18 protein-coding genes and 1 pseudogene are annotated in these 21749 nt (G+C 41.0%); 10 read left to right on the top strand and 9 right to left on the bottom strand.

Annotated elements, in window-relative coordinates; genetic code table 11:
* Window positions 1-99 precede the first annotated feature (99 nt).
* On the top strand, window positions 100-1332 hold the full coding sequence (locus BG00_RS06870; protein ID WP_036981438.1) for a TMEM143 family protein: 1233 nt from the start codon (window positions 100-102) through the stop codon (window positions 1330-1332).
* Window positions 1333-1726: 394 nt separating this feature from the next.
* On the opposite strand, the gene BG00_RS06865 is transcribed toward BG00_RS06870, so the two are convergent.
* The 5 genes from BG00_RS06865 to BG00_RS06845 form a co-directional block, all read right to left on the bottom strand.
* Complete coding sequence (locus BG00_RS06865; RefSeq protein ID WP_036981437.1) at window positions 1727-4864, bottom strand: efflux RND transporter permease subunit; 3138 nt, start codon at window positions 4862-4864, stop codon at window positions 1727-1729.
* Window positions 4865-4872: 8 nt separating this feature from the next.
* The gene (locus tag BG00_RS06860) at window positions 4873-6102 is read right to left on the bottom strand and encodes an efflux RND transporter periplasmic adaptor subunit (RefSeq protein WP_036981436.1); all 1230 of its coding nucleotides are present in this window, start codon (window positions 6100-6102) and stop codon (window positions 4873-4875) included.
* Window positions 6099-7352, bottom strand: a complete 1254-nt coding sequence (locus BG00_RS06855; protein WP_036981435.1) for a TolC family protein — start codon at window positions 7350-7352, stop codon at window positions 6099-6101. The genes BG00_RS06860 and BG00_RS06855 overlap by 4 nt, the downstream gene beginning before the upstream one ends.
* Window positions 7353-7525: 173 nt before the next feature.
* Window positions 7526-7852, bottom strand: a complete 327-nt coding sequence (locus BG00_RS06850) for a hypothetical protein (RefSeq protein ID WP_036981433.1) — start codon at window positions 7850-7852, stop codon at window positions 7526-7528.
* 189 nt (window positions 7853-8041) lie between these two features.
* On the bottom strand, window positions 8042-9187 hold the full coding sequence (locus BG00_RS06845; protein WP_013465765.1) for an iron-containing alcohol dehydrogenase: 1146 nt from the start codon (window positions 9185-9187) through the stop codon (window positions 8042-8044).
* Window positions 9188-9370: 183 nt separating this feature from the next.
* Between BG00_RS06845 and BG00_RS06840 the strand changes: the two genes are divergently transcribed.
* Complete coding sequence (locus BG00_RS06840) at window positions 9371-10249, top strand: AraC family transcriptional regulator (protein WP_036956599.1); 879 nt, start codon at window positions 9371-9373, stop codon at window positions 10247-10249.
* A gap of 446 nt (window positions 10250-10695) precedes the next feature.
* Entirely contained in the window at window positions 10696-11982 is a 1287-nt protein-coding gene (locus tag BG00_RS06835) for a sensor domain-containing diguanylate cyclase (RefSeq protein ID WP_253861354.1), read from the top strand.
* 24 nt (window positions 11983-12006) lie between these two features.
* Here BG00_RS06835 and BG00_RS06830 read toward each other — a convergent pair whose 3' ends face one another.
* Window positions 12007-12429, bottom strand: coding sequence for a VOC family protein (locus BG00_RS06830; RefSeq protein ID WP_036981430.1), 423 nt, complete (start codon window positions 12427-12429; stop codon window positions 12007-12009).
* 220 nt (window positions 12430-12649) lie between these two features.
* Between BG00_RS06830 and BG00_RS06825 the strand changes: the two genes are divergently transcribed.
* From BG00_RS06825 to BG00_RS06810, 4 genes are all read left to right on the top strand, one after another.
* On the top strand, window positions 12650-13018 hold the full coding sequence (locus tag BG00_RS06825) for a hypothetical protein (RefSeq protein WP_171034667.1): 369 nt from the start codon (window positions 12650-12652) through the stop codon (window positions 13016-13018).
* Window positions 13015-13398 carry a hypothetical protein gene (locus BG00_RS06820; protein ID WP_036981428.1) on the top strand — a complete coding sequence of 128 codons (384 nt, stop codon included), beginning with the start codon at window positions 13015-13017 and terminating at the stop codon, window positions 13396-13398. Before BG00_RS06825 ends, BG00_RS06820 begins: the two co-directional genes overlap by 4 nt.
* A gap of 165 nt (window positions 13399-13563) precedes the next feature.
* Window positions 13564-14046 (top strand): DUF3015 domain-containing protein, encoded by a 483-nt coding sequence (locus BG00_RS06815; RefSeq protein ID WP_036956603.1) that lies wholly within the window; start codon window positions 13564-13566, stop codon window positions 14044-14046.
* 80 nt (window positions 14047-14126) lie between these two features.
* Complete coding sequence (locus BG00_RS06810; protein ID WP_036981425.1) at window positions 14127-15959, top strand: Lnb N-terminal periplasmic domain-containing protein; 1833 nt, start codon at window positions 14127-14129, stop codon at window positions 15957-15959.
* 5 nt (window positions 15960-15964) lie between these two features.
* Here BG00_RS06810 and BG00_RS06805 read toward each other — a convergent pair whose 3' ends face one another.
* Complete coding sequence (locus BG00_RS06805) at window positions 15965-16786, bottom strand: sterol desaturase family protein (RefSeq protein ID WP_036981421.1); 822 nt, start codon at window positions 16784-16786, stop codon at window positions 15965-15967.
* Complete coding sequence (locus BG00_RS06800) at window positions 16776-17225, bottom strand: SRPBCC family protein (protein ID WP_036956606.1); 450 nt, start codon at window positions 17223-17225, stop codon at window positions 16776-16778. Before BG00_RS06800 ends, BG00_RS06805 begins: the two co-directional genes overlap by 11 nt.
* Before the next feature lie 96 nt (window positions 17226-17321).
* Between BG00_RS06800 and BG00_RS06795 the strand changes: the two genes are divergently transcribed.
* On the top strand, window positions 17322-18320 hold the full coding sequence (locus tag BG00_RS06795) for an AraC family transcriptional regulator (RefSeq protein ID WP_036981418.1): 999 nt from the start codon (window positions 17322-17324) through the stop codon (window positions 18318-18320).
* Between the two features lie 92 nt (window positions 18321-18412).
* Window positions 18413-19177 (top strand): annotated as a pseudogene (locus BG00_RS06790) (substrate-binding periplasmic protein).
* Here the strand turns inward: BG00_RS06790 and BG00_RS06785 are convergent.
* The gene (locus BG00_RS06785) at window positions 19174-19584 is read right to left on the bottom strand and encodes a nucleotide triphosphate diphosphatase NUDT15 (RefSeq protein WP_036981416.1); all 411 of its coding nucleotides are present in this window, start codon (window positions 19582-19584) and stop codon (window positions 19174-19176) included. The pseudogene BG00_RS06790 and the gene BG00_RS06785 overlap by 4 nt on opposite strands.
* A gap of 203 nt (window positions 19585-19787) precedes the next feature.
* On the opposite strand from BG00_RS06785, the gene BG00_RS06780 reads away from it, so the two are divergent.
* Window positions 19788-21677 (top strand): propionyl-CoA synthetase, encoded by a 1890-nt coding sequence (locus BG00_RS06780; RefSeq protein WP_036981413.1) that lies wholly within the window; start codon window positions 19788-19790, stop codon window positions 21675-21677.
* Window positions 21678-21749 lie beyond the last annotated feature (72 nt).

Genomic DNA, 21749 nt, shown 5'->3' with positions numbered 1-21749 from the left:
AAGGTTAATGCTACCTGAAGAAATACAGTCAACATAGTAATCAGTAAAAGACTGCTTTATTATCTTTACATATCATTATACTTTTAAAATTTTCACCATATGCAAACTGCTCGCTACATTCCCTTTAGAAAACACGACATCATTACAATGTGCGCCAAAAAGCTTGCTAAAGACCAACAAACTTCTTTTAAGCAGCTTTGTGAACTTTTAGCTAGCTTAATTCACTTTCAGTACCATGGCACACTTGAGTCATTAAAAAATAATTACGCGCCTTTTGATCCAAATAGCGATACTCGTTTGATAAACAGCGTGACTGATGAACAAAAAGCCCAGTGCCAACGCAATTTTGCTAAAGATTTCGCCAACGTATTAAATGCGGCTAATTTTGAAGTGATCACCCATCAAGACCTACAAGATGCACTCAACGAAGAATCGCTTTTTAAAGTTCGCCTTGAGGTAGAGTTTGAGGATTTTGAAGAAGTGGTTTTTTATCGCAGAGGCGAATCGCAACTCACCGAAACCATAACCAGTTTTTGGGGGTTACGTAAAAAGCCACTGCATTTTACCAACTACGATCGCGTAGCAGTATTTATCCGTTTTAAAGATAAAGCCTATTTTGAATCAAAAAATAAACTACCTATGGGGTTTGAGCCCAGCTCAACCATAGTAAAACTATTTCAAAATGTGCCAAAAGCTGACTTAGAAATGCTATTTCCTAATAGCGAAGTACGCATGCGCCCGATTGATAAAATTATTATTGGCTCATCTGCACTTATTGGCGGTGCGGTGGTGTTAGTTACCAAACTGGGCGCCTCATTACTTTTATTGTTTGCTTTGTTTGCATTTTGGGGAGGGTTTAGAGATGAAGCCGTTACCATGACTCAGCAGCACTTTATTACGTTAGCGATTGGTATTGGGGTATTTGGTAGTTTTGTTTTTAAAGAGTGGAGTAAATTTAAAAACCGCAAAATTAAATTTATGAAAGCGTTGAGCGATAATCTCTACTTTAAAAACCTAGATAACAACGCCGGTGTATTCCACACTCTGATAGACGCTGCCGAAGAAGAAGACATTAAAGAAGCCCTGCTTGCGTATACGTTTTTACTAAAATCTAAAAATGGCTTAAGCGCACACGCGCTTGATGAGCAAATAGAGACGTGGTTTAAAACTAAGTATCAATGCGAGCTAGATTTTGAAATTAGTGATGCGCTTGAAAAACTTGAACGTATGCATTTAGTAACCTGCACAAACACCCTATATAACGCGATAAATCTAGAGCACGCAAAGGCCATATTAGATGAACGCTGGGATAACCTGTTTCAATATAATTAAACTGCACGCTTTACTTAATAAAAACGAAAAAGCAGCTGACACTTCAGCTGCTTTTTACGTTATTACCTAATTGGTAATTAGCTAGGGTCTGTTGATCTTTCAAGGTTGAATTTGCAGCAGTTTGTTTGGTATTTAGGCAAGGCGGAGCCTATGTGGTGTGGTTATTCCCCATAAATAGGCAATAACGTAGCATCAATGCCAAACAGGCGCTGCCCTAAGGGTTCTGCCTAGGGGCGATTTACTCTTTGTTGCCTACATGGATGTAGGTAAGGGGCGTGAGCAGGACGCGGAAGCTTTGCTCGGTTTTTACTTAGCCCACTAGGTTACAAACCTCGCGCCGCGATTAAACCGCCCCTAGTTTGAACAAATTTTAATCCGCAAAGATCAACAGATCCTAAGCTGTTTGCGGCTTTTTAAATTTTGTATGCACTAACTTATAAAGTGCTGGCAAAATTAATAGCGTTAGTAAGGTAGATGACATAATACCGCCTACAACCACGGTTGCTAATGGCCTTTGCACCTCAGAGCCGGTACCGGTATTGAGCGCCATCGGTATAAAGCCTAAACTTGCCACAAGCGCGGTCATCAGCACGGGGCGTAATCGCTGTAATGCGCCGCTGTGTATTGCATGGTATAAACTTAACCCTTCGTTTCGTAACTGCTTAATAAACGACAACATCACTACACCGTTTAATACCGCAACACCACTTAGGGCAATAAACCCCACACCCGCTGAAATAGAAAGCGGCATATCTCGTAGCAATAACGCCAATACCCCACCGGTCAGTGCCAGAGGTACACCGCTGAATATAATGAGTGAATCACGCAGCGAGCCAAAAGCACTATAAAGTAAGCCAAAAATAAGCAATAAAGTCACAGGCACAACCAACGACAAACGTTTACTCGCCGATTGTAATTGCTCAAACGTACCGCCGTATTCAAGCCAGTAACCGCTAGGTAGGTTAAGTTGTGCGTTCATTTTCGCTTGGGCATCACTGACAAAGCTTGCTAAGTCGCGCCCCGCTACATTGGCCGTTACTACCACATTACGCTTACCACTTTCGCGGTTTATTTGATTCGGCCCTTTTTCAATGCTGATTGTAGCCACTTCTCCAAGCGGTACAAATGCAAGCTCAGGGTTACTACTTTGAGGTAATGCAATAGGTAAACGCGCAAGCGCAGAGACATCAGCAGACCAACGCTTATCTAAGCGTACTAGTAACGAAAAGCGCTTATCGCCCTCATAAATGAGCCCTGTTTGCACCCCACCAACGGCAGCGACAAGCGTTTGTTGAATGTCGTTTACGGTTAATCCTAATAGCGCCATATGGTCTCGCATTGGGGTAACAGAGAGTGTAGGCAAGCCCTCCATTTGCTCTAAACGAACATCGGTAGCACCGGTAATATTTCGCATTAAACCGGTGGCTTTTTCGCCAAACTGCTTAAGTATGGCTAAATCGTCACCGTAAATACGCAGCGCTACATCGGCACGCACACCAGCAATTAACTCGTTAAAGCGCATTTCTATAGGCTGGGTAAATTCATAGTTATTACCCGGTACCTCATTCACGCGATGACGAATTTGCTGCACTAACGCGTCTTTACTCAGTGATGGGTTTGGCCATTGCTCGGACGGCTTTAACATTAAAAAGGTGTCGGCAACATTTGGCGGCATAGGATCGCTGGCTACATCCGCAGTACCAATCTTCGAAAATACGTTCGCAATTTCGGGTTGCGCTAATAAAGCCTGCTCCAACTGCTTTTGCATTTGCACCGATTGTTCAATACCGGTGCCAGTAATACGCAGCGCATGCATTGCAATGTCACCTTCATCTAGCTGCGGTAAGAATTCGGCGCCCATATTTTTAACTTTAAAGCCAAGCACTAATACCAAAGCAGTGGCAATACTCACCATCAGCCACGGTAATTTAAGCGATAAGTTAAGCAGTGGCTTGTAGATTTTTTTAACGCCACGCATTACTGCGTTTTCGCTTTCATCTACTTTACCACGCACAAATACGGCAATAGCCGCCGGCACAAAGGTGACAGCAAAAATAAGTGCACCTATTAATGCGGCAACCACGGTAAACGCCATAGGCTGAAACATTTTGCCCTCAACACCACTGAGCGCAAATAGCGGTAAATACACCAACATAATAATTAAAATACCAAATACTGCGGGGCTAAACACTTCTTTGGTGGCTGAAGTTACAACCTCTAAACGCTCACTGAGCGTAAGTAAGCGGCCATGTTTATGTTGAGCTATCCCTAATTGACGAAGGCAGTTTTCAACCACAATCACCGCGCCATCAACAATTAATCCAAAATCGATTGCACCTAAGCTCATTAAGTTACCCGAGACTCGATTGCCCACCATGCCTGTAATAGCAAATAGCATACTCAGCGGAATAACCATGGCGGTAATAAGCGCACCAGTGATATTCCCAAGCAATAACAACAGAATGACGATGACCAATACCGCCCCTTCAAACAGGTTTTTTTGTACTGTGGCAATGGTTTTATCAACCAGATTGGTACGGTCATAGACAGGCTCAACGATAACCCCTGCAGGTAAGCTTTTTTGTACCTCTATCAACTTGTCAGCCATGGCTTTGGCAACCACACGGCTGTTTTCACCTATTAGCATCATTGCCGTGCCTAGTACGGTTTCTTCGCCATTATAGGTAGCCGCGCCGGTTCTAAGTTCTTTTCCTAAATACACATTGGCCACATCTTTAATTCGCACAGGAGCATCATCACGCTTGGCGATAACGGTGTTTGCTATATCGGCTAAGGTTTTTAATTGCCCAGGCGAGCGCACTAAATATTGGCCGTCAAAGCGCTCTATGAACCCTGCGCCACGGTTGCTGTTATTAAGCTCAAGTGCACTAATAACATCCTTGATTGTCAGCTTATAAGCAATGAGCTTTTCTGGCATGGGCGCAACCTGGTATTGGCGCTCAAAGCCACCTTGGCTGTTTATTTCGGTTACGCCTTTTACTTTTAAAAGCTGCGGACGAATAACCCAGTCTTGCAAAGTACGCAAGTCTTCGGCGTTATACGCCGTACCATCACTTTTTAACGCATTGGGCTTTACATGCACGCTATAGGTAAATATTTCACCTAAACCACTGGCAATAGGTCCAAGGTTTGGCTCAATATTATTAGGTAAATCGGCGCGAATACTTTGAATGCGCTCTGATATTTGTTGGCGCGCCCAATAAATATCGGTGCCTTCATCAAAAATAACGGTTACTTGAGAAAGCCCATAGCGAGAGAGCGAACGGGTGTAATCAAGCTTAGGAATACCCGCCATCGCCGTTTCGACTAAGTAAGTGATACGCTGCTCAACTTCAAGCGGTGTAAAACCAGGCGCTTTAGTATTAATTTGCACTTGCACGTTGGTAATATCGGGGACAGCATCTACCGCTAAGTTTTGGATGTTATACACACCAAACCCAGCAAATAAAAATGTTAGCGCAAGCACCATCATGCGGCGTTTAACCGCAAAAGAAACAATCCAGTTAATCATGGTACCTCCTAGTGAGCGTGACTTGCGCCGCTTTTTAAAATATCGGCTTTGATCACATAACTATTGGCAGTGACGTACTCACTACCGGGGCTTAAACCTGCGATGACTTCAACCCACTCGCTACTTTTTGCGCCTAAAGTAACCGGGCGTACTTCAAACACATTATTTTTACGCACAAACACACTCGCCATGCCGTTAAACTCTTGAATAGCCTCAGGCTTTACACGCACGCGAGCATTAACCTTATCGATACTGACATCAGTATTAACATGCATACCCGGACGCCAATGACCATCAGGGTTATTAAGCTCAATACGGGCACGTGCAATATGCCCGCCAGTCATCATAGGTGCTATAAAAAACACCTTACCTTGGGCATTTAAATGATGATGTAAATCGTACACGATGGCGCTTTGACCAATGGCTAGATTTTCGATGTTTTCAGGAAAGGCTGAGAGCTCAACCCATACTTTATCAAGGTTCACGACCTGCATTAACGCACGAGTACTTGCCAGTTCGCCACGCTTTAAATATTGCTCGGTTACCACACCACTAATGGGGCTTTTAATACTGTAGTTTTGCAATGTTTCACGGTTGGTGACACTGGCCAGTACCTCACCTTTTTGAACCGTTTGACCAATGCTGACAAAAATATCGCTGATCAATCCGGTATATGGCGCCATCACTTCTACTGTGCCATGCTGTGTCGGTGCAATAACACCAAACAGCGTGTCAGAAATATCAACTTCGCCACTTTGTGCTATCTGCGTTTTAATACCCGCACCTTTAATCGCTCGCTCACTAAGCATAGTGCGACCTTCGTATTGGGTGTACTCAAAACTAACGTGTTCACCTTTATAATTGGCAGTAATGAAAAGCGCAAACGAATGTGGCTCATTTATGGGTTGCGTGCTAACAAGGTACTCATTCTCACGCGTAAATTGTATTTTTTGCGGCGCTTCTACTAATCGTTTTAAGTTCATTTCGATGCTTAAATCGTTGATATCTATCGGCTGATTTTGCTCATAACCATATACGCGCAGCTCAACTTTACCTGCCAATTCTCGCAGCTTTAACTCAAGAGTGAGCTTTGCGTTGGTTAATAAAAAGCCGCCATGGGCACCTTGTTTTTGGGTTTGCTCTGTTTGCCCATGCTCTGCTGAGGCAAATACATGTGTGCTTATAACGCTCGTTGTAGACGAAAGAAATATTAATAATGCGATAAACGTGTTGTTCATGATTGAAAAGTCTCAGTTAAAGATTGGCCAGTTAAACGCTCAAGAGTAAGGTGCGTTTGATATAGCGCTGCATAGGTATTGATAAGTGCGCGTTTAGAGTCAAATAGAGCTTGTTGGGCATCGAGCAATTGCAACACCGAAATTTGTCCGCGTTGATAGCTTTTTAAACTTTGCTCAATAAGTGTTTGGGCTTGTGGAATAACCTGCTCTGATAACAACTGCACCTGTAACGTTTTGCCTTGGTAATAGGCGTACAAGGTACGAACTTGTTGGCGTAACTGAACCCGTAATTGCCCTTGCTGCTCACGTAACAATGCCAACTGACTGTTAGCCGCTTCAATATTACCGCTATTTGGGTTACTCAATTGCAATGGCATAGAAAACGAAAACAGCAACGAACTGGTATCGCTTTGCTGATTGTAGCGCAGGCCCGCACCTACATTAATGTCGCTTTGCCCGTTGGCTTTTTGCAGCGTTAAGTTGGCCGCTTGCTGTAAGTATTGTTGCTGCAACATGGCAAACTCAGGCGCTTGGTTAACTGCATTAAGTAACGCTTGCTCAGATTTAAGCGGTATTAAGGTAGCCATATTCCCTGCGAAATTCGTGTAGTTATGTTGCTCATTCCACAGCTCATTGAGCGATAAACGCGCTCGCTCAAATTCGCTATTTAGCTTAGCTGTCTCAAGCTCAACTTGGCTTAGTGCATAACGCATACGGGTTACATCGGCTTGCGATACAGCGCCGGCGTTAGCCCGTTGCTTTATTGCTTTGAGAGCTTGGCTCACCACGTGATATCGTTCGCTGTTAAGCGTAAGTAAGGTTTGAAATTTAAGCGCCTCGTAATATCGCTCACCAGTGGTTGCTAATAAAGCTAACCGAGTATTTTGATATTGTATTGCTTGGGCTTTAATGTTCGCCGTTGCGTAATTTATGCGGCTTTGGCGTTTATCTCCAAGCTCTATAAGCTGGCTAAATGCCAAGGTTATTTCAGCGTCTTGCACACCACGCGCATCGTTTGTCCCTAATAAGTTTTCAGCTTCTATATTTAAAATAGGGTTAGGCGAAAGTGCCGCTTGAGATTTAAGTGCGCTGAGTATTTTTTGATGATAAGGGTAGCGTTTTAATAGCGGATTTTGTTGCTCGGTATTTATCAACGCTTGTTTTAGAGTTAGTGTTTTAACATTTGCAAACGCACTGAAAGCAGGCAGCGCGCACAGCATCACCACCAACATAATTGATTTTTTATTCATATAGCTTGTCCGTTTTTTAATAAACAGAGTTCACTTGCAAACCATTCTCAACCTTCGCAAAAAAATAGCGACAGTGTAAAATAGCTAGCAATTTAAACATGCCATAACAGCCCATAAAACGCTTACGCGCAGGCAGCTAAAAGCACAATAATTAATTGAAATTAAATTAAAAACTAGCTAAATGAATTCGGTGGAGGTACATCAGGTGGATAATTTAAACTATGGTAATACACAAGTACTGTGGGTTTACTTTGTTGAGGAATAATAGCGTGACTAAGTGTGCTGTAATAGCCACAGTGACAATGTTGGTGTGCATGAATCTCAACCGGTGGCTGATTATCGCTTTGTCCATGGTCATTATCAGCGATTATAGTGTTTTGTGATAATGCGTTACTTACATGCTCAACGTCTTCTTGTAAATGGTATGCAGCGCCATCACAACTTATAAAGCTGTGCACAAGCACGAGTAACATGACCATTAACAAACGATTTGAGCGCATAATTTAGCTATCTTCTCAGCCTAAAATTGACTTAAATAAACCTAACCAATTAAAGCCACATAGTATATTAGCGGCAAACGACAATAAAGGGCTTTTTATCAATTAATGGCGCCAATTGCGTTTACTGAGGTTAACTATAAAACAAAAAACCACCGGCTTTAATAGCCAGTGGTTTTTTAAAATTAACGCTTAAGCAACCGCATGTTCTAAAATTTCACGGCTTTCTTTTAGCGTAATCGCTTGGTTTTCACCAAGGGCAACCATGCCATGTGCTTCTAGTTTGCCAATAATATTATCAATGGCAGCCGCTTTATCATCACCATGTTCAGTTAGCTGTGTTGCAACCTCAAGGCTGTGGTAAAACGCTTCAATCGCTTGAATTGTTTGCTCTGCTAAATCATCTGTTTGCTCAAGGCCAAATACGTTTTTACCCATTTGCTCTAGTTTCGCTTTTTTAACTGCAAATTGATTGCGCAATAAAGAAGGCTGAACAATAGCAAGCGAACGCGCATGGTCAACACCATAGGCAGCAGTAAGCTCATGACCAATCATGTGGGTTGCCCAATCTTGCGATACGCCTGAACCAATTAAGCCATTAAGTGCTTGGTTAGCTGCCCACATAAGGTTTGCACGCCATGCATCGTCTTGGTTTTCAAAGTTATCGCCCAGTGTTTTGAGCGTTTTTAATAGTGCCTCTGCGTATCCTTCTTGTACCAATGCGCCTTCAGGGAACGTAAGGTACTGCTCACACGTATGCACCCACGCATCAACTAAGCCATTTACAAGCTGGCGCTGTGGTAATGTTTTCATTACATCAGGATCCATAATCGCAAATTTAGGCAGTACTTCTGGTGAAGCAAACGGCAATTTTTGCTTAGTCGCTTCTTTGCTTACTACTGAGTTTTGGTTAGATTCAGAACCTGTAGCTGGTAGCGTTAATACGGCACCAATTGGTAATGCGCTAGTAATTGTATGCTTACCAGTAGGAATGTCCCAACCTTCGCCGTCGTATACTGCAGAAGCGGCAATGTATTTAACGCCGTCTATTACAGAGCCGCCGCCGACACCTAATACAAAGTCGATATCTTGTTCTTTACAAATTTTAACCGCTTGGTCAAGTACTTCAATTGTTGGGTTAGCACCCACACCCGAGAATTCGACCCAATCAAAACCTTCAAGTGCAGCAGCAACTTGGTCATACACGCCGTTCTTTTTAATTGAGCCGCCGCCATAAACAACCAATACTTTTTGATCTTTTGCGATCAAGTCGCTAAGTGCGGCAATTTGCTGTTGGCCAAATTGGATGAGAGTGGGATTTACGTAGCTAAATTTCATTATTTTGCTCCTAGGTGACGGTTAATTTTATAATGCTTTACTTAGTTACATATCAAGTAAAGCTTTGATGGATGCATATTAGTGGCAAAGTTAATATATAAAAAGCCCAATAACTGCCAGAAGCTTGCCTAAAACTACCAGCACTGTTATTTTACGCAAAATATTTTAATTACAGATACTTTTATGCCCATCATAGCCAAAATGTTGCAACAATACGCCGAGCACAATAATTTACTAAGCTTTGAGGGCACCATGGAAACAATTATTCCTGGGGTGTATTTTCATCGCGCTACCAAAAGCTCACCACGCCAACCGCTTATTTATAATTCAGGCATAATCGTGGTTGGCCAAGGCCATAAAATAATTCATTTCCCAGAACATCAAATAAAATACGGCGAAGGTGATTACTTGGTACTAGGTGTACCTGTCCCATTAGAGTGTGAAGCGTTTACTGATAATGACTTACCGGTTATGGGCATTGCTATAGATATAAATCCTGCCATGTTGCACAAGCTGGTTAATCAGATGATGCAGCACCAGCCTTTATCAGTCTCCAGCGCGCACATTGGTGCAGTACAATCCGCCAAGCTAGACTGCGCAATGGAGCAAGTGACGTATAGGTTATTAACAGTTTTAAATAATCCACTTGAAGCTGAGATATTCGGCGAAGATATAGTAAAAGAGCTTGTGTATCGTGTCCTTTGCGGCCCCCAAGGGAATACTTTAATAGGCCTAGCTATGCATGATGGCCATTATGCGCGTATAGCTCGCACACTAGCAACGATGCATCAGGACTATGCAAACCCTATTACTGTTGAAGGTTTAGCTGAAGAGGTCAATATGAGCGTCTCCTCTTTTCATCGTGCATTTAGGCAGGTAACGTTTGAATCTCCCTTACAATACTTAAAAAAAGTACGTTTAGCTAAAGCAAAAGAGTTAATTACCACAGCGGGCAGCAAAGCAAATGAAGCTGCTTTTAAAGTAGGTTACACCAGTGCATCACAGTTTAGCCGTGAGTTTAAACGCCACTTTAATAAAACCCCTAGTGAAATACAGTTATAAAAATAAGATTTACCCATTCATGCGCTACATCAAACTTTACTATTAATTTTTACTAGCAAAGATAATAAGCTTTGTTAATATAAGGTAACTGCCTTTTTTTATAACCCTATTATGCTCAATAACACCGTAACAATAAGGAAGCACTTACATACAACCACCTCCTTATGTATTAAATTTTGCGGTGCTTTACTTGTCATTTTTACTTTTCTCATCAGCAATACAGCTATTGCAAAAGATAGCTGCAATTTAAAATCTATCGCAACAATGTATCAATTCCCTTATCGCAAAGTATTGCTGCAGACACAAAACTAGAAAAAGGCATTAACCAATTTGAGTTGGTATGAACGCTAAACCAAAGCGGTGTTTTTACGTTTACCCGCCCGGCACTTGAGAGTTTTTCGTGGCAACAAAATAACCAATTAAAAGCCCCTTTAAAAACAAATCAAATGGCTATTTTAATGGAACAAGGTAGCTTTAATGCAAAGCTAACTTTAACCACTACTGCCAGCTATAACCCCCGGTTTACTTGGCTAGACTCACAGCAATTTATTGAAAAGGTTCAGGTATACAATTTAATATTTGGGGTGTTTTATGGATTATGCGCAACGCTTATTTTTTATGCTTTAATAATAGGTTATGGCATTAGAGACGCTATCTTTAACCAATATGCTGCCTACCTTTTTTGTATCGCTAGCTTTATTTTTTTACAAGAAGGTCAACCCTATTTATTTACCAATGGCTACTTTTCTGCATATATCAGCCACCTTTATACATTAAGCATTGGTTTAACTATAGCCAGTGCCACTTGGTTTATGAGCGCACTATTAGAGCTACCTGAGTATTGGCGCAAATTAAGCTATGCATTAAAAATTATCGCGTTATGTGTACTGACTCTGTGCTTACAAAAAATAGCTTTAGATTTACCCGCTATTACTAATATCACCACAATCGTTACTGGCTATTTGTCATTACTGATTGTTATGACCATTTTTATACTCTCAGCCGTGCAAGCTAAACAAGGCATTAACGAAGCCAGCTTGGTATTTATTGCCTTAAGCTGCGTATTTATCAGCATGATATTTAGAGTGTTACTAACCGAATACAGTCCTTTTATGCAGCGTTATGGGTTTGTGATTGCTTTTACGATTGAATCTCTACTTCTTGCTATTGCAGTTGGTAGGCGAATTCAACGACTCAGTTATGCTAAAAAACAGGCTGAACGGCACGCTAATTACGATCATCTTTGTCATATTTGTAACCGCCGAGGCTGGAGTTTAAAAGCCAATGAGTTATTAAAAAAACACGCTCAACGTGGTGGCGTGTTGTGTTTTTTATATATCGATTTAGACCGATTTAAAGCAATAAATGATACCTACGGCCATGATGTTGGCGATAAAGTACTCTGCATAGTGGCTGAGTCAATTAGTCAGCATATGCGCAGTGAAGACGCAGTTGGCCGCTTAGGCGGAGATGAGTTTGTGGCTATGGCATTATTTACCAGCAAAGATAAAATTAACCGGCGAGTTGCGACCCTTGAACAAAAATTAAATGCGCTTAGCTTAGAGCACCAAGGTAACACCATCGCTATTTACGCAAGCGTAGGGCAAATAAACTATAGCGAAGCGCCTAAAAATTTAGATGAGGTTTTAAAAGCCGGTGATAAAGCAATGTATCAAAAAAAGTCATTACGAAAAGCGCAGGCTAAGCAAACCTTCACAAGAGAAAACGCCTAAAGTCATCGTTTAGGCGCATAATCATTACTCGTCTTTTTTGAATAAGACTTCTGGGTTTACCATAGTTTTCATTTCTAAAACGTTACCATTTGGATCTTCAATAAAAAACGTTTCTTGCTCAAATTCATCACCTACAAAACGGCGGTAAGGCTTATCTAAATATTCAAGGCCCGCGTGTGCAATACGTTTTTTTAATGCCTGAAATTCATCTTCAGATAAGTGAATACCAAAATGCGGTACAGCTACTGCGCCCATATCAACATCATGACGCACTGTTGGTAAGCGCTCTGTGCTTTGATGAAGCGTTAACTCGTTACCCCAAAAATCAATGTCTACCCATCGCCCAGCTTCACTATTACCCGTTTTACAACCAAGCACGTCACAATAAAACGCTTTCGCTTTTTCAAGATCACCAGCTGGAATAGCCAAATGCAAACAGTTAGACATAAATTACCTTAGGTTATAACTTTTAATATATGAAATATGCTGCATTATACATAATTTGTAATTTATAGAACATTAACGGCATTATTTTTAGTCATTCATTGCGTACATTTAATTTAAAGCCACGGTTATTTGCTCTTTTGGGAGCCATATATCGCTTTTAGTCTTAAATTGTCGATTTTAACTATTAAAGCTAAAACTGAACCTTTATGATGTGCGCCTTATGACTAAATTCATACTTTTAAAATTCATCACCTTTTTTATCGGCTGCTTGTCGTGCTTTATATTGCATACCACATTGGCATTACCTATTGTTGTGTCTGCTGCTTTAACAGGCCTCATCGGCTCATTTATTCCGTTTCCTGCACGTTATCAAAACCACCCTTATGCCTCCATTTATGCAGGTAGTTTTGCCGGTATGTGTTCCACCAACTTAATTAGCAACTATTGGGAAATCGCTATTATTTCTGCCATTGGCGCTGTTTTATATACACTAACACTTAATGTATTTGCAGGATTTGGCGGACGATTAGGCAGTATTGCATTTGCCAGTGTAGCCCTGTTTGTTTTAGCTAAAGGATTGCTGATATGACTATTACATACCCAGTATTAGCCTTGGCTGGTGCTTTTTTTACCTTTTATTTAGCAAAGCATAACCGCTTTGATGCTATAAGAGCCTCAGCTGCACTTTCAATTATTGCCTATTTGATTTTTGCACAGCTGAGCCTCAACGCAGAACTCTATAGTATCGTTTTTTTTGGCGGCACCTTTATTGGCATGAGCGCCCCTCACCGCTTTGGTGTTTATACGCTTGCCAGTTCAGCAATTATATTTTCATTGTTTTTTGCCTATTTGGTTCCCATTCTTGATGGCTTTGGTGGCGCTTTGGGAATTAGTGCATTTTTATCAGTGTGTATTTGCCACCTTTTTATTTTACTGGGTGCGCCAAGAAGTAAAAAGCAAAGTTCTTAAAGCTAGCTAAAACCAGTAAGTAACGTGTTTATTTTATTAATTAAAGTAAGCGCAACATGAAAAAATTCATAGCTTGTTATGTTCCTTTTTTCTACAACTCTGTTAAAATCCTCCGCGCTCTTTGTTTACCCTAAATAAAGACTAATCAAATATGGATTTATGGATATGAAAAAAATAATCGCAGTAGCAGCACTTTCTTTACTTCCTTTCTCTAATGCTATGGCTGACCAAGATATTGGTTGTGGCCTAGGCTCTATGTTATTTGCTGGTCAGCAAGGTAAAGGCGTTAAAATTTTAGGCGCTACAACTAATGGTACTTCTGGTAACCAAACTTTCGGTATTACTTTTGGTACTTTAGGTTGTGACGGTACTGGTACTGTTACTTCTTCTGAAAAAATCGCATTATTCATCGATGGCAACATGGAGCAACTTGCTCGTGATATGTCTCAAGGTGAAGGCGAAACTTTAGCAACACTTGCTGAGGTTTGGGGCGTTGCAGACCAAGATAAAGCAGCATTCAACAAACTTGCTCAAGCACAATTTTCTTCAGTATTTACTTCTGAGAACGTAACTTCACAAACAGTGTTAGAAAACCTAAACGCTGTTGTAGCAAGCGATGCACAACTAGCTTCTTATACTCTTTCTTAATCAGCTAAATTAGCCGGTTTTATATGTATAAATAAAGCCGCTAGAGTATCCTCTAGCGGCTTTTTTATGATTTAGCGATTATGAAAAAAATATTATTTACCTTGCTAGCCATACTTTTTAGTATGCAATCAAATGCTAAAAGTATTGAAAAAAGTACCTTAGCCACACACCCTTATTGGCTTAAACTGGGCCACTACCGCAATACAACCTTCAGAAGCTGGAAAAGCGAGGTGGATAGCGCCGAGTTTTTTTTATCCCCTACAGGTAAAACCAGCCCAGTAGATGAGTTAAATGCCACCATTAGCGCATTTAATGCCAGTAAAAGCAGTCAACAAAAATACAGCTGTCAATTTCCAGCTCGCTACACATGGCTAAAATCAAAAATTAAAAACAATTGGCCTGCTCTTGATTGCGCTGAGCTTAAAACCTGGCAACAAGTCATTAATCCTAAAGGGGTTACGCTTGTATTCCCTACCGCATTTATGAACAGCCCTTCATCAATGTTTGGGCACACTTTACTGCGCATCGACGCTAAAGATCAAACCCGTAGTAAAGAACTGATTGCCTTTGCTGTAAACTTTGCGGCAGAACCTGATGACTCAGATAACGCTGCCATGTATGCACTGAAAGGCCTTGTTGGTAGCTATCCGGGTAAGTTTTCACTTATGCCGTATTATAAAAAAGTACGCGAATATAATGATTTAGAATCACGCGATATTTGGGAATACAAACTCAATTTAACTGAGCAACAAGTTGAGCGGGTATTACTGCATTTATGGGAGTTACAACGCGCCACTTTTGATTACTTTTTTATAGACGAAAACTGCTCATATCAGTTACTGGGGCTATTACAATTAGCTAAAGACGACCTTAATTTAACCTCGCAATTTAACATGCAGGCTATTCCTTCAGACACAGTTGCCGCACTTAGAGACAACAACTTACTGCAAACTCCTAATTACCGCCCTGCTTTTGGTACTAAGCTACATCACTATTCAACACAGTTAAGTGATCAACAACTTAGTGATGCGAGGGAGCTTATGCAAGGCAAGCCATTAAATACCCGTAATTACTCACAAAAAGAGCTAGTAGCCATACTAGAGATGGCGTACGAATGGCTAAATTTTGAATTTTACGATAAAGCCCTTAACCGTGAAGAAATAGCCCCTCGTCTTACTAAGTTATTATTAATGCGCAGTAAGTATGCTGTCCCTTCTCCTTTAGCTAAGCCCTATAAACCTAAAGCTTCGCCAGAGCAAGGCCATGGTTCTTCAAGGCTAACAGCTAAAAGAGTGCAAAATAATAACCAGCAAAATACTACCAATTTAGCTTATCGACTTGCTTATCATGATTTACTCGACAGACCCGCTGGCTTTATACCCGGTGCTCAAATTAGCTTTTTTGACTTAGCAGCTAACCTATCAGATAGCGGTAATAGCCAGATTGAGCATTTTTACTTACTTGATGCTATGTCGCTTGCCCCCGATAATCGTGTATTTGATAGCTGGTCGTGGAATATAAAAATGGGCTTTGATAGGCAACCAAGCCCAAACAAACGCTCTGGCCGATTTTTTACTAAAGGTGGATATGGTAAGTCTTATGGCAACCCGAACAGTGTGCATGGCTATATTTTGGGACAGTTTGAGCTAAATACTGGTGATACTTCTAACCAGCTAAGTATAGGGCTAGGTAGTGAGGCTGGCATTATTTGGCAAGTAAATAACAATCACAAACTTGCGCTAACGGGTAATATGTTTTGGCTAAACGATAATACCGCTAATAACCACAGCGAAGCTGCGCTAACCTGGAGCTATGCGCTGTCACGTAACATAGCGCTTCGCAGCCAAATAAAGCTCGAAAAATGGCACAACCATAATACTGCGGCTAGTTTAGCCCTACAGTTTTACTTTTAAGTCTATTATTTAATTTTAATGCTACTGGTTGGGTAGCCAAATAGCACTTCGCATTTCGCTTTTAACCCTTTCGCCGTATAGGTACTTTTTAATAAATGAGCCCACTGATGAAACGTTATTATTAGTGGGTTATTGCTATTTAGCTGGCCTACGATGCCATATTTACAGGGCTGATTTTTGTCCTCCTCTATAAAGGTACCAAACAGCTTATCCCAAATAATAAGGACGCCGGCAAAGTTTTTATCGAGGTAGCTTTTATTAATTGCATGATGAACCCTGTGGTGCGATGGCGTATTAAATACCCTTTCCAACCAGCCTAACTTGCCTACGATTTGCGTATGCACAAAAAATTGGTACGCTAAATTAAGTGCCACCACACTAAATACTGTAAGCGGGTCAAAACCTATGAGAATCATGGGCAGCCAAAATACCCACATGCCGGCTACTGGGTACATTATGCTTTGCCTAAACGCAGTGGTAAAATTCATTTTAGTAGAACTATGATGCACTACATGAGCGGCCCATAACCAATGAATATGGTGTGATGCACGATGAAACCAATAGTATAAAAAGTCTTGCAGTAAAAAAGCGCCTAAAACAGTAAATACTGTCAATTCAATATCAAATAGTCGAAACTGATACAACCAATAAAAAAACGGCATTAATAATAATAACGCAATGGCATCAGCGCCTTGATGTAATAAAGCAAGTAACGCGTTGGCTAAGCTGTCTTTTATATCGTAGCAACGTCTAAATTTTATAAACTCAACCCCTACAAACAGCAAAAAAATAGGGCTCAGTGCCAATAAAATAATTTCAATGCTCATGACGTTTCTCCTGAAAATAGCTGGCTATTTTTTTAAGTGCTTGGCTAACATCTTTTTTTATAAAAAAAGCCAGTATAAAGTCGGGTAACCACAAAGGCGCAATACAACGAATATGGTAGCTGATCTCGGTGAGTGATGGCTGAGTATTATTGGCTTTTAAGTAAATATCACCACGGTGCTGTGCAACGGGTTTATCCCCTAAAATGCGGTAACAAATGTGGCTATTATTGGCCGTTATTATTTGCTCCTTAAATGTTGTACCTTGCATTTTTATTTGTCTAATGGTGCCTTTTCCACCACTTATTTCACCCGAGTCTTGCGGTGTTAACACTTCAAACTGCGCATTAAAAAAGCGCCCCAAATCAGCATGCGCTAATAATAAGGTGCGTAATTGTTCAGGCGTTGCTGCCACACTATGTTTAACGTTTATCTCAATCATTGTGTGCCCCCTATTATTTTTATAGAGCTCTAGCATATAAAAATATTGCATGGCAAACTTGCGATTAGATGACTATTTTTTAGCTTTAGGCGACAAATGAAAACCTTAGCCGATCATTACTTTTCTAGCTGTTTGGATTATCTTCAAAGCACAGGATTAGATAGCCAAGAGATACTAACTGCCATTAAATTTGATGAATATACAAATAAGCAAACACAACAATTAGCGCCTCGTATTAGCTTAAAAAGCTATAATGCGCTGCTTAGTTATGCACAGCAAACGCTAAATGACTCCTTATTCGGGTTTGAGTTAGGAAAACAAATACGCACCGCTGATTTTGGTGTACTTGGGTATTTAATTGAATCAAGTACTAATCTAGCCAGTGCCATTACTGCATTACTGAGCTACGACAGTTTAGTGGCTAACATAGGGCGTGCTGAGTTTGAACAGCAACAAACACTTTGCAAGGTAACCTGGTTAGCAGACCCACAGTGCAGTCCACAGGCCGTATTACGAAATATGACCGCGTGGGTAAGTGTTATACGCCAACTGCTTAATCCTCAGCTTTCGCCTAGTTGCGTTTATTTTACAGCACGTTTTTCAGACAGTGAGTTACAACAATTAGCGCAATGGTTTAATTGCCCAGTAAAAGCTGGCGCTAACTTTAATCAAGTAGAGTTTCCAAGTAGTTACTTAACCCTTCCTTTTAAAACCGATAACTCCCAGATTAACGCTATGCTAAAGCAAATGTCAGAGCAACAGCTATCTCAGTTTAAAAGTCAGCAATTATTAACAGAAAAAATTAATCATATTTTAATGGCTAAATACGATTTGCAGGACTGTTCACTGATCAGAACGGCTAGTGCTTTAAATATGACCCCGCGCACAGTGCAACGTCATCTAAAGCAAGAAAACACCAATTTTGCTGCTCTTCTTGAGCAAGAGCAAAAACGCCGTTTGTTAACTTATATTCCTCATTATCCGCTAAGCAGTATTGCAACTATGTTGGGGTTTAATGATCAAAGCTCTTTTAATCGCGCCTTTAAGCGCTGGTATCAATGCTCACCTCGTCAATTTATAAAAAACAATAATTAAACAATTTGATTACCTAAAACACATATCACCGTGTACCTTTTTATTAATTTTATTTAAAATAGCCTCATGTATTGCTTTAAAGACAATTATTTATGCGTTTGCGTATGATGTTAACTCTTTTTGTAGTGGTTTTTTATAGTGCGGTCTGTCACGCAAACCCGGTCACCTTCATCGCTGAAGATTTGCCCCCTTATCATTTTAAAAACCCTCAAGGTGAAGCGCAGGGTGCCTTAGTTGATATCGCTAAAGCAGTATTAAAAGGCACGGCTTTAACAGCAACGTTTGAAATAATGCCGATGGCGCGTATGTTTCAACAACAACAACAAGCCAATCCTAATGCCATCATGCTGTAACTGTTAAAAACACCAAACAGAAACAGCCAGTTTAAGTGGCTGGGAAAAGTGTATTTTGCAGATGCATACCTAGTAAGTTTACGCAGTCATAACGATGAAGTGATTCACTTAAACTTTGCCAAAGAATACAAAGTAGCCACTATTCGCGGTTATTCTGCACAAGCTTATTTAGAAGCTCAAGGCTTTACTGAAAGTGAGAATCTAGTCTTAGTGAGTTACTACCAGCAGCTATGGAGAATGCTGTATAAAAATCGTATCGATTTTGTGGTGACTAACACCCTCACACTTGAAAACGAGCTAAAGCGTACAGGGCTCGACCCAAGCTTAATTACTAAGCGTATACATTTAGATGAGCTACCTTCCTCTCTTCACTTTGCAGCAAGTAAGCAGCTTAACCCGCAAACAGCGAAAATTATTACTGATAGATTAAACGCGATAAAAGAAAGCGGTGAATACCAACAAATTTTAAATAAATGGCAACTCCCTATTCCAACGCGCCTTTAGTCTTGAGTGGGTAAAACGCCTTGTGTTAAGTAATTTTTTAATGAAGTAAATAAAGGTGAAGGTAAGTTATTAATATCGCACCAACGCCACTGTAAACATTTGTTAGGCTCTTTATTTACAGGCTCGCCACCTTCATACTTTGCCTGCACATATAAAGTAATATAATGCTTGTTCTCGGCGCTAAAAATATCGTTGGTAAAATCGAGTTTACGAATATTAGTAACAGTAAGCCCTGTCTCTTCTGCTACTTCGCGCACTGCACATTGATCAACCGTTTCACCAAATTCTAAATGCCCCCCAGGGGTTGCCCAGGTATTTGCACCATGTGCGCCTATTCGCTCACCGAGTAAAATTTTATTATCATGCATTACTATCACTGCAACGCCTACTCTGACAACTTGACTCATTATTACCACATTAAATAGTTCATCATTTTTATATGTTACCTCATTTAAATCATCAAACTAGTTGTTAGTTCGTTATAAACCATAGCGTTAGCTAAAAACCACACAACCCGTTCATTATTCAACCGACCATAGTCGAATATCACTCCTGATAAAAAGCGCTTAGTTTTAAATAAAGTTATATTAAATTTTGCTCAGGAGCCTTTATGTCAGGTGAATACAAACAACATTACAACGAGTTTAAACAAAACCCGGCAGCGTTTTGGTTATCGCAAAGTAAACGCCTCCCTTGGTACCAGGCTCCCGAAACAGCTTACACACAAGATGAAAACGGTTTATATCACTGGTATGCCGATGGCCAACTTAATAGCTGCTTTTTAGCCGTAGATCAGCATGTTATTGCCGGCCATGGTGATGAAACAGCGTTAATTTATGACTCACCCGTAACCAATACCGCGCGCAGCTACAGTTACTTTGAACTACAACAAGAAGTCGCTAAATTCGCAGGAGTAATGCAGTCTTTAGGCGTAACAAAAGGCGACCGCGTGGTTATTTATATGCCCATGATCCCCGAGGCTGTAATTGGCATGTTAGCCTGCGCCCGCATCGGCGCTATTCATTCGGTCGTTTTTGGCGGGTTTGCAGCACATGAGCTTGCCGTAAGAATTGATGACGCCAAGCCTAAGTTAGTACTCAGTGCTTCTTGCGGTGTAGAAGTGAATACCGTAATTGAATACAAAGAGTTACTTGATAACGCCCTCGAATCAGCCTCGTATAAAGTAGAACATTGTATTATTTATCAGCGTGAGCAAGTAACTGCACCACTTATGCCTGAGCGTGATATTGACTGGGCTGTTGCAATGCAAACAGCTACTGGCGTTGATCCTGTTCCGGTAAGTGGCGATCACCCGCTTTATATTTTATACACGTCAGGCACAACGGGTACTCCCAAGGGGGTTGTTCGTGAAAATGGCGGCCATGCCGTGGCCATGCATTACAGCATGGAAACCGTATACGGAATGAAACCTGGTGACGTGTTTTGGGCCGCTTCAGATATTGGTTGGGTTGTAGGCCATTCGTACATAGTGTATGCCCCACTTATATACCGCTGCGCCACTATTTTATTTGAAGGTAAACCGGTTAGAACCCCGGATGCCAGTGCATTTTGGCGAGTGGTTGAACAGTATAAAGTAACGGCTTTATTTAGCGCACCAACAGCCTTTAGAGCGATAAAAAAAGAAGACCCCAATGCCGATGAGTTTAAACAATACGATACTTCAAGTCTGAAACGCTTGTTTTTAGCAGGCGAGCGCTTAGATCCTCCCACCTACGATTGGCTAAAAGAAAAAACCGGCCTACCTGTGCTTGATCATTGGTGGCAAACAGAAACTGGTTGGGCGATAGCCTGTAATCCTGTCGGCATTGAGCACCTACCTACAAAAGCAGGCAGTTCAACGGTTGCGACTCCTGGGTTTGACGTACGTATTTTAGATATGAATGGTGACGAATGCGCCCCCAATGAACAAGGTGCAGTCGTTATTAAACTGCCTTTACCGCCAGGATGTTTACCCACTATTTGGCAAAATACCGAACGCTTTAAAGCCGGTTATTTAAGTGAATATGAAGGCTATTATCTCTCTGGCGACGGCGGTTATATTGATGATGATGGCTACCTATTTATTATGGGCCGCATCGATGATGTGATTAATGTTGCGGGGCATCGTTTATCAACCGGTGAAATGGAAGAAATTGTAGCCGCTCATCCCGCGGTTGCTGAATGTGCCGTATTTGGTGTTAATGATGCGCTCAAGGGTCAAAACCCCATGGCCATGGTGGTATTAAAAAATGATTTTCATGGATCGCATAAAGAAGTAGAGCAGCAATTGGTGCAAACCGTGCGTAATCAAATCGGCGCTATTGCGTGCCTTAAAAATATTATGTGTGTAGAGCGCTTACCAAAAACACGCTCAGGTAAAATTTTACGCAAAAACTTACGTCAACTTATTGATGGTGAAGAACTGCAAATTCCATCAACCATTGACGATCCGAGTATTTTTGAGGAGTTAACTCTGCAACTTACTGAAAATAAAATATAAATATTATTTTTAAAACGTCTATTTAAGCGCGGCTTAAATAGACTTTTCTCGCCCCATCTGCTTAACTAGATC

This window comes from Pseudoalteromonas sp. SCSIO_11900 (genome assembly GCF_000576475.1).
Lineage (GTDB): Bacteria > Pseudomonadota > Gammaproteobacteria > Enterobacterales > Alteromonadaceae > Pseudoalteromonas > Pseudoalteromonas tetraodonis.
Note: the sequence above shows the minus strand (reverse complement) of the source record. Positions and strands in the feature narration are given on the sequence as shown.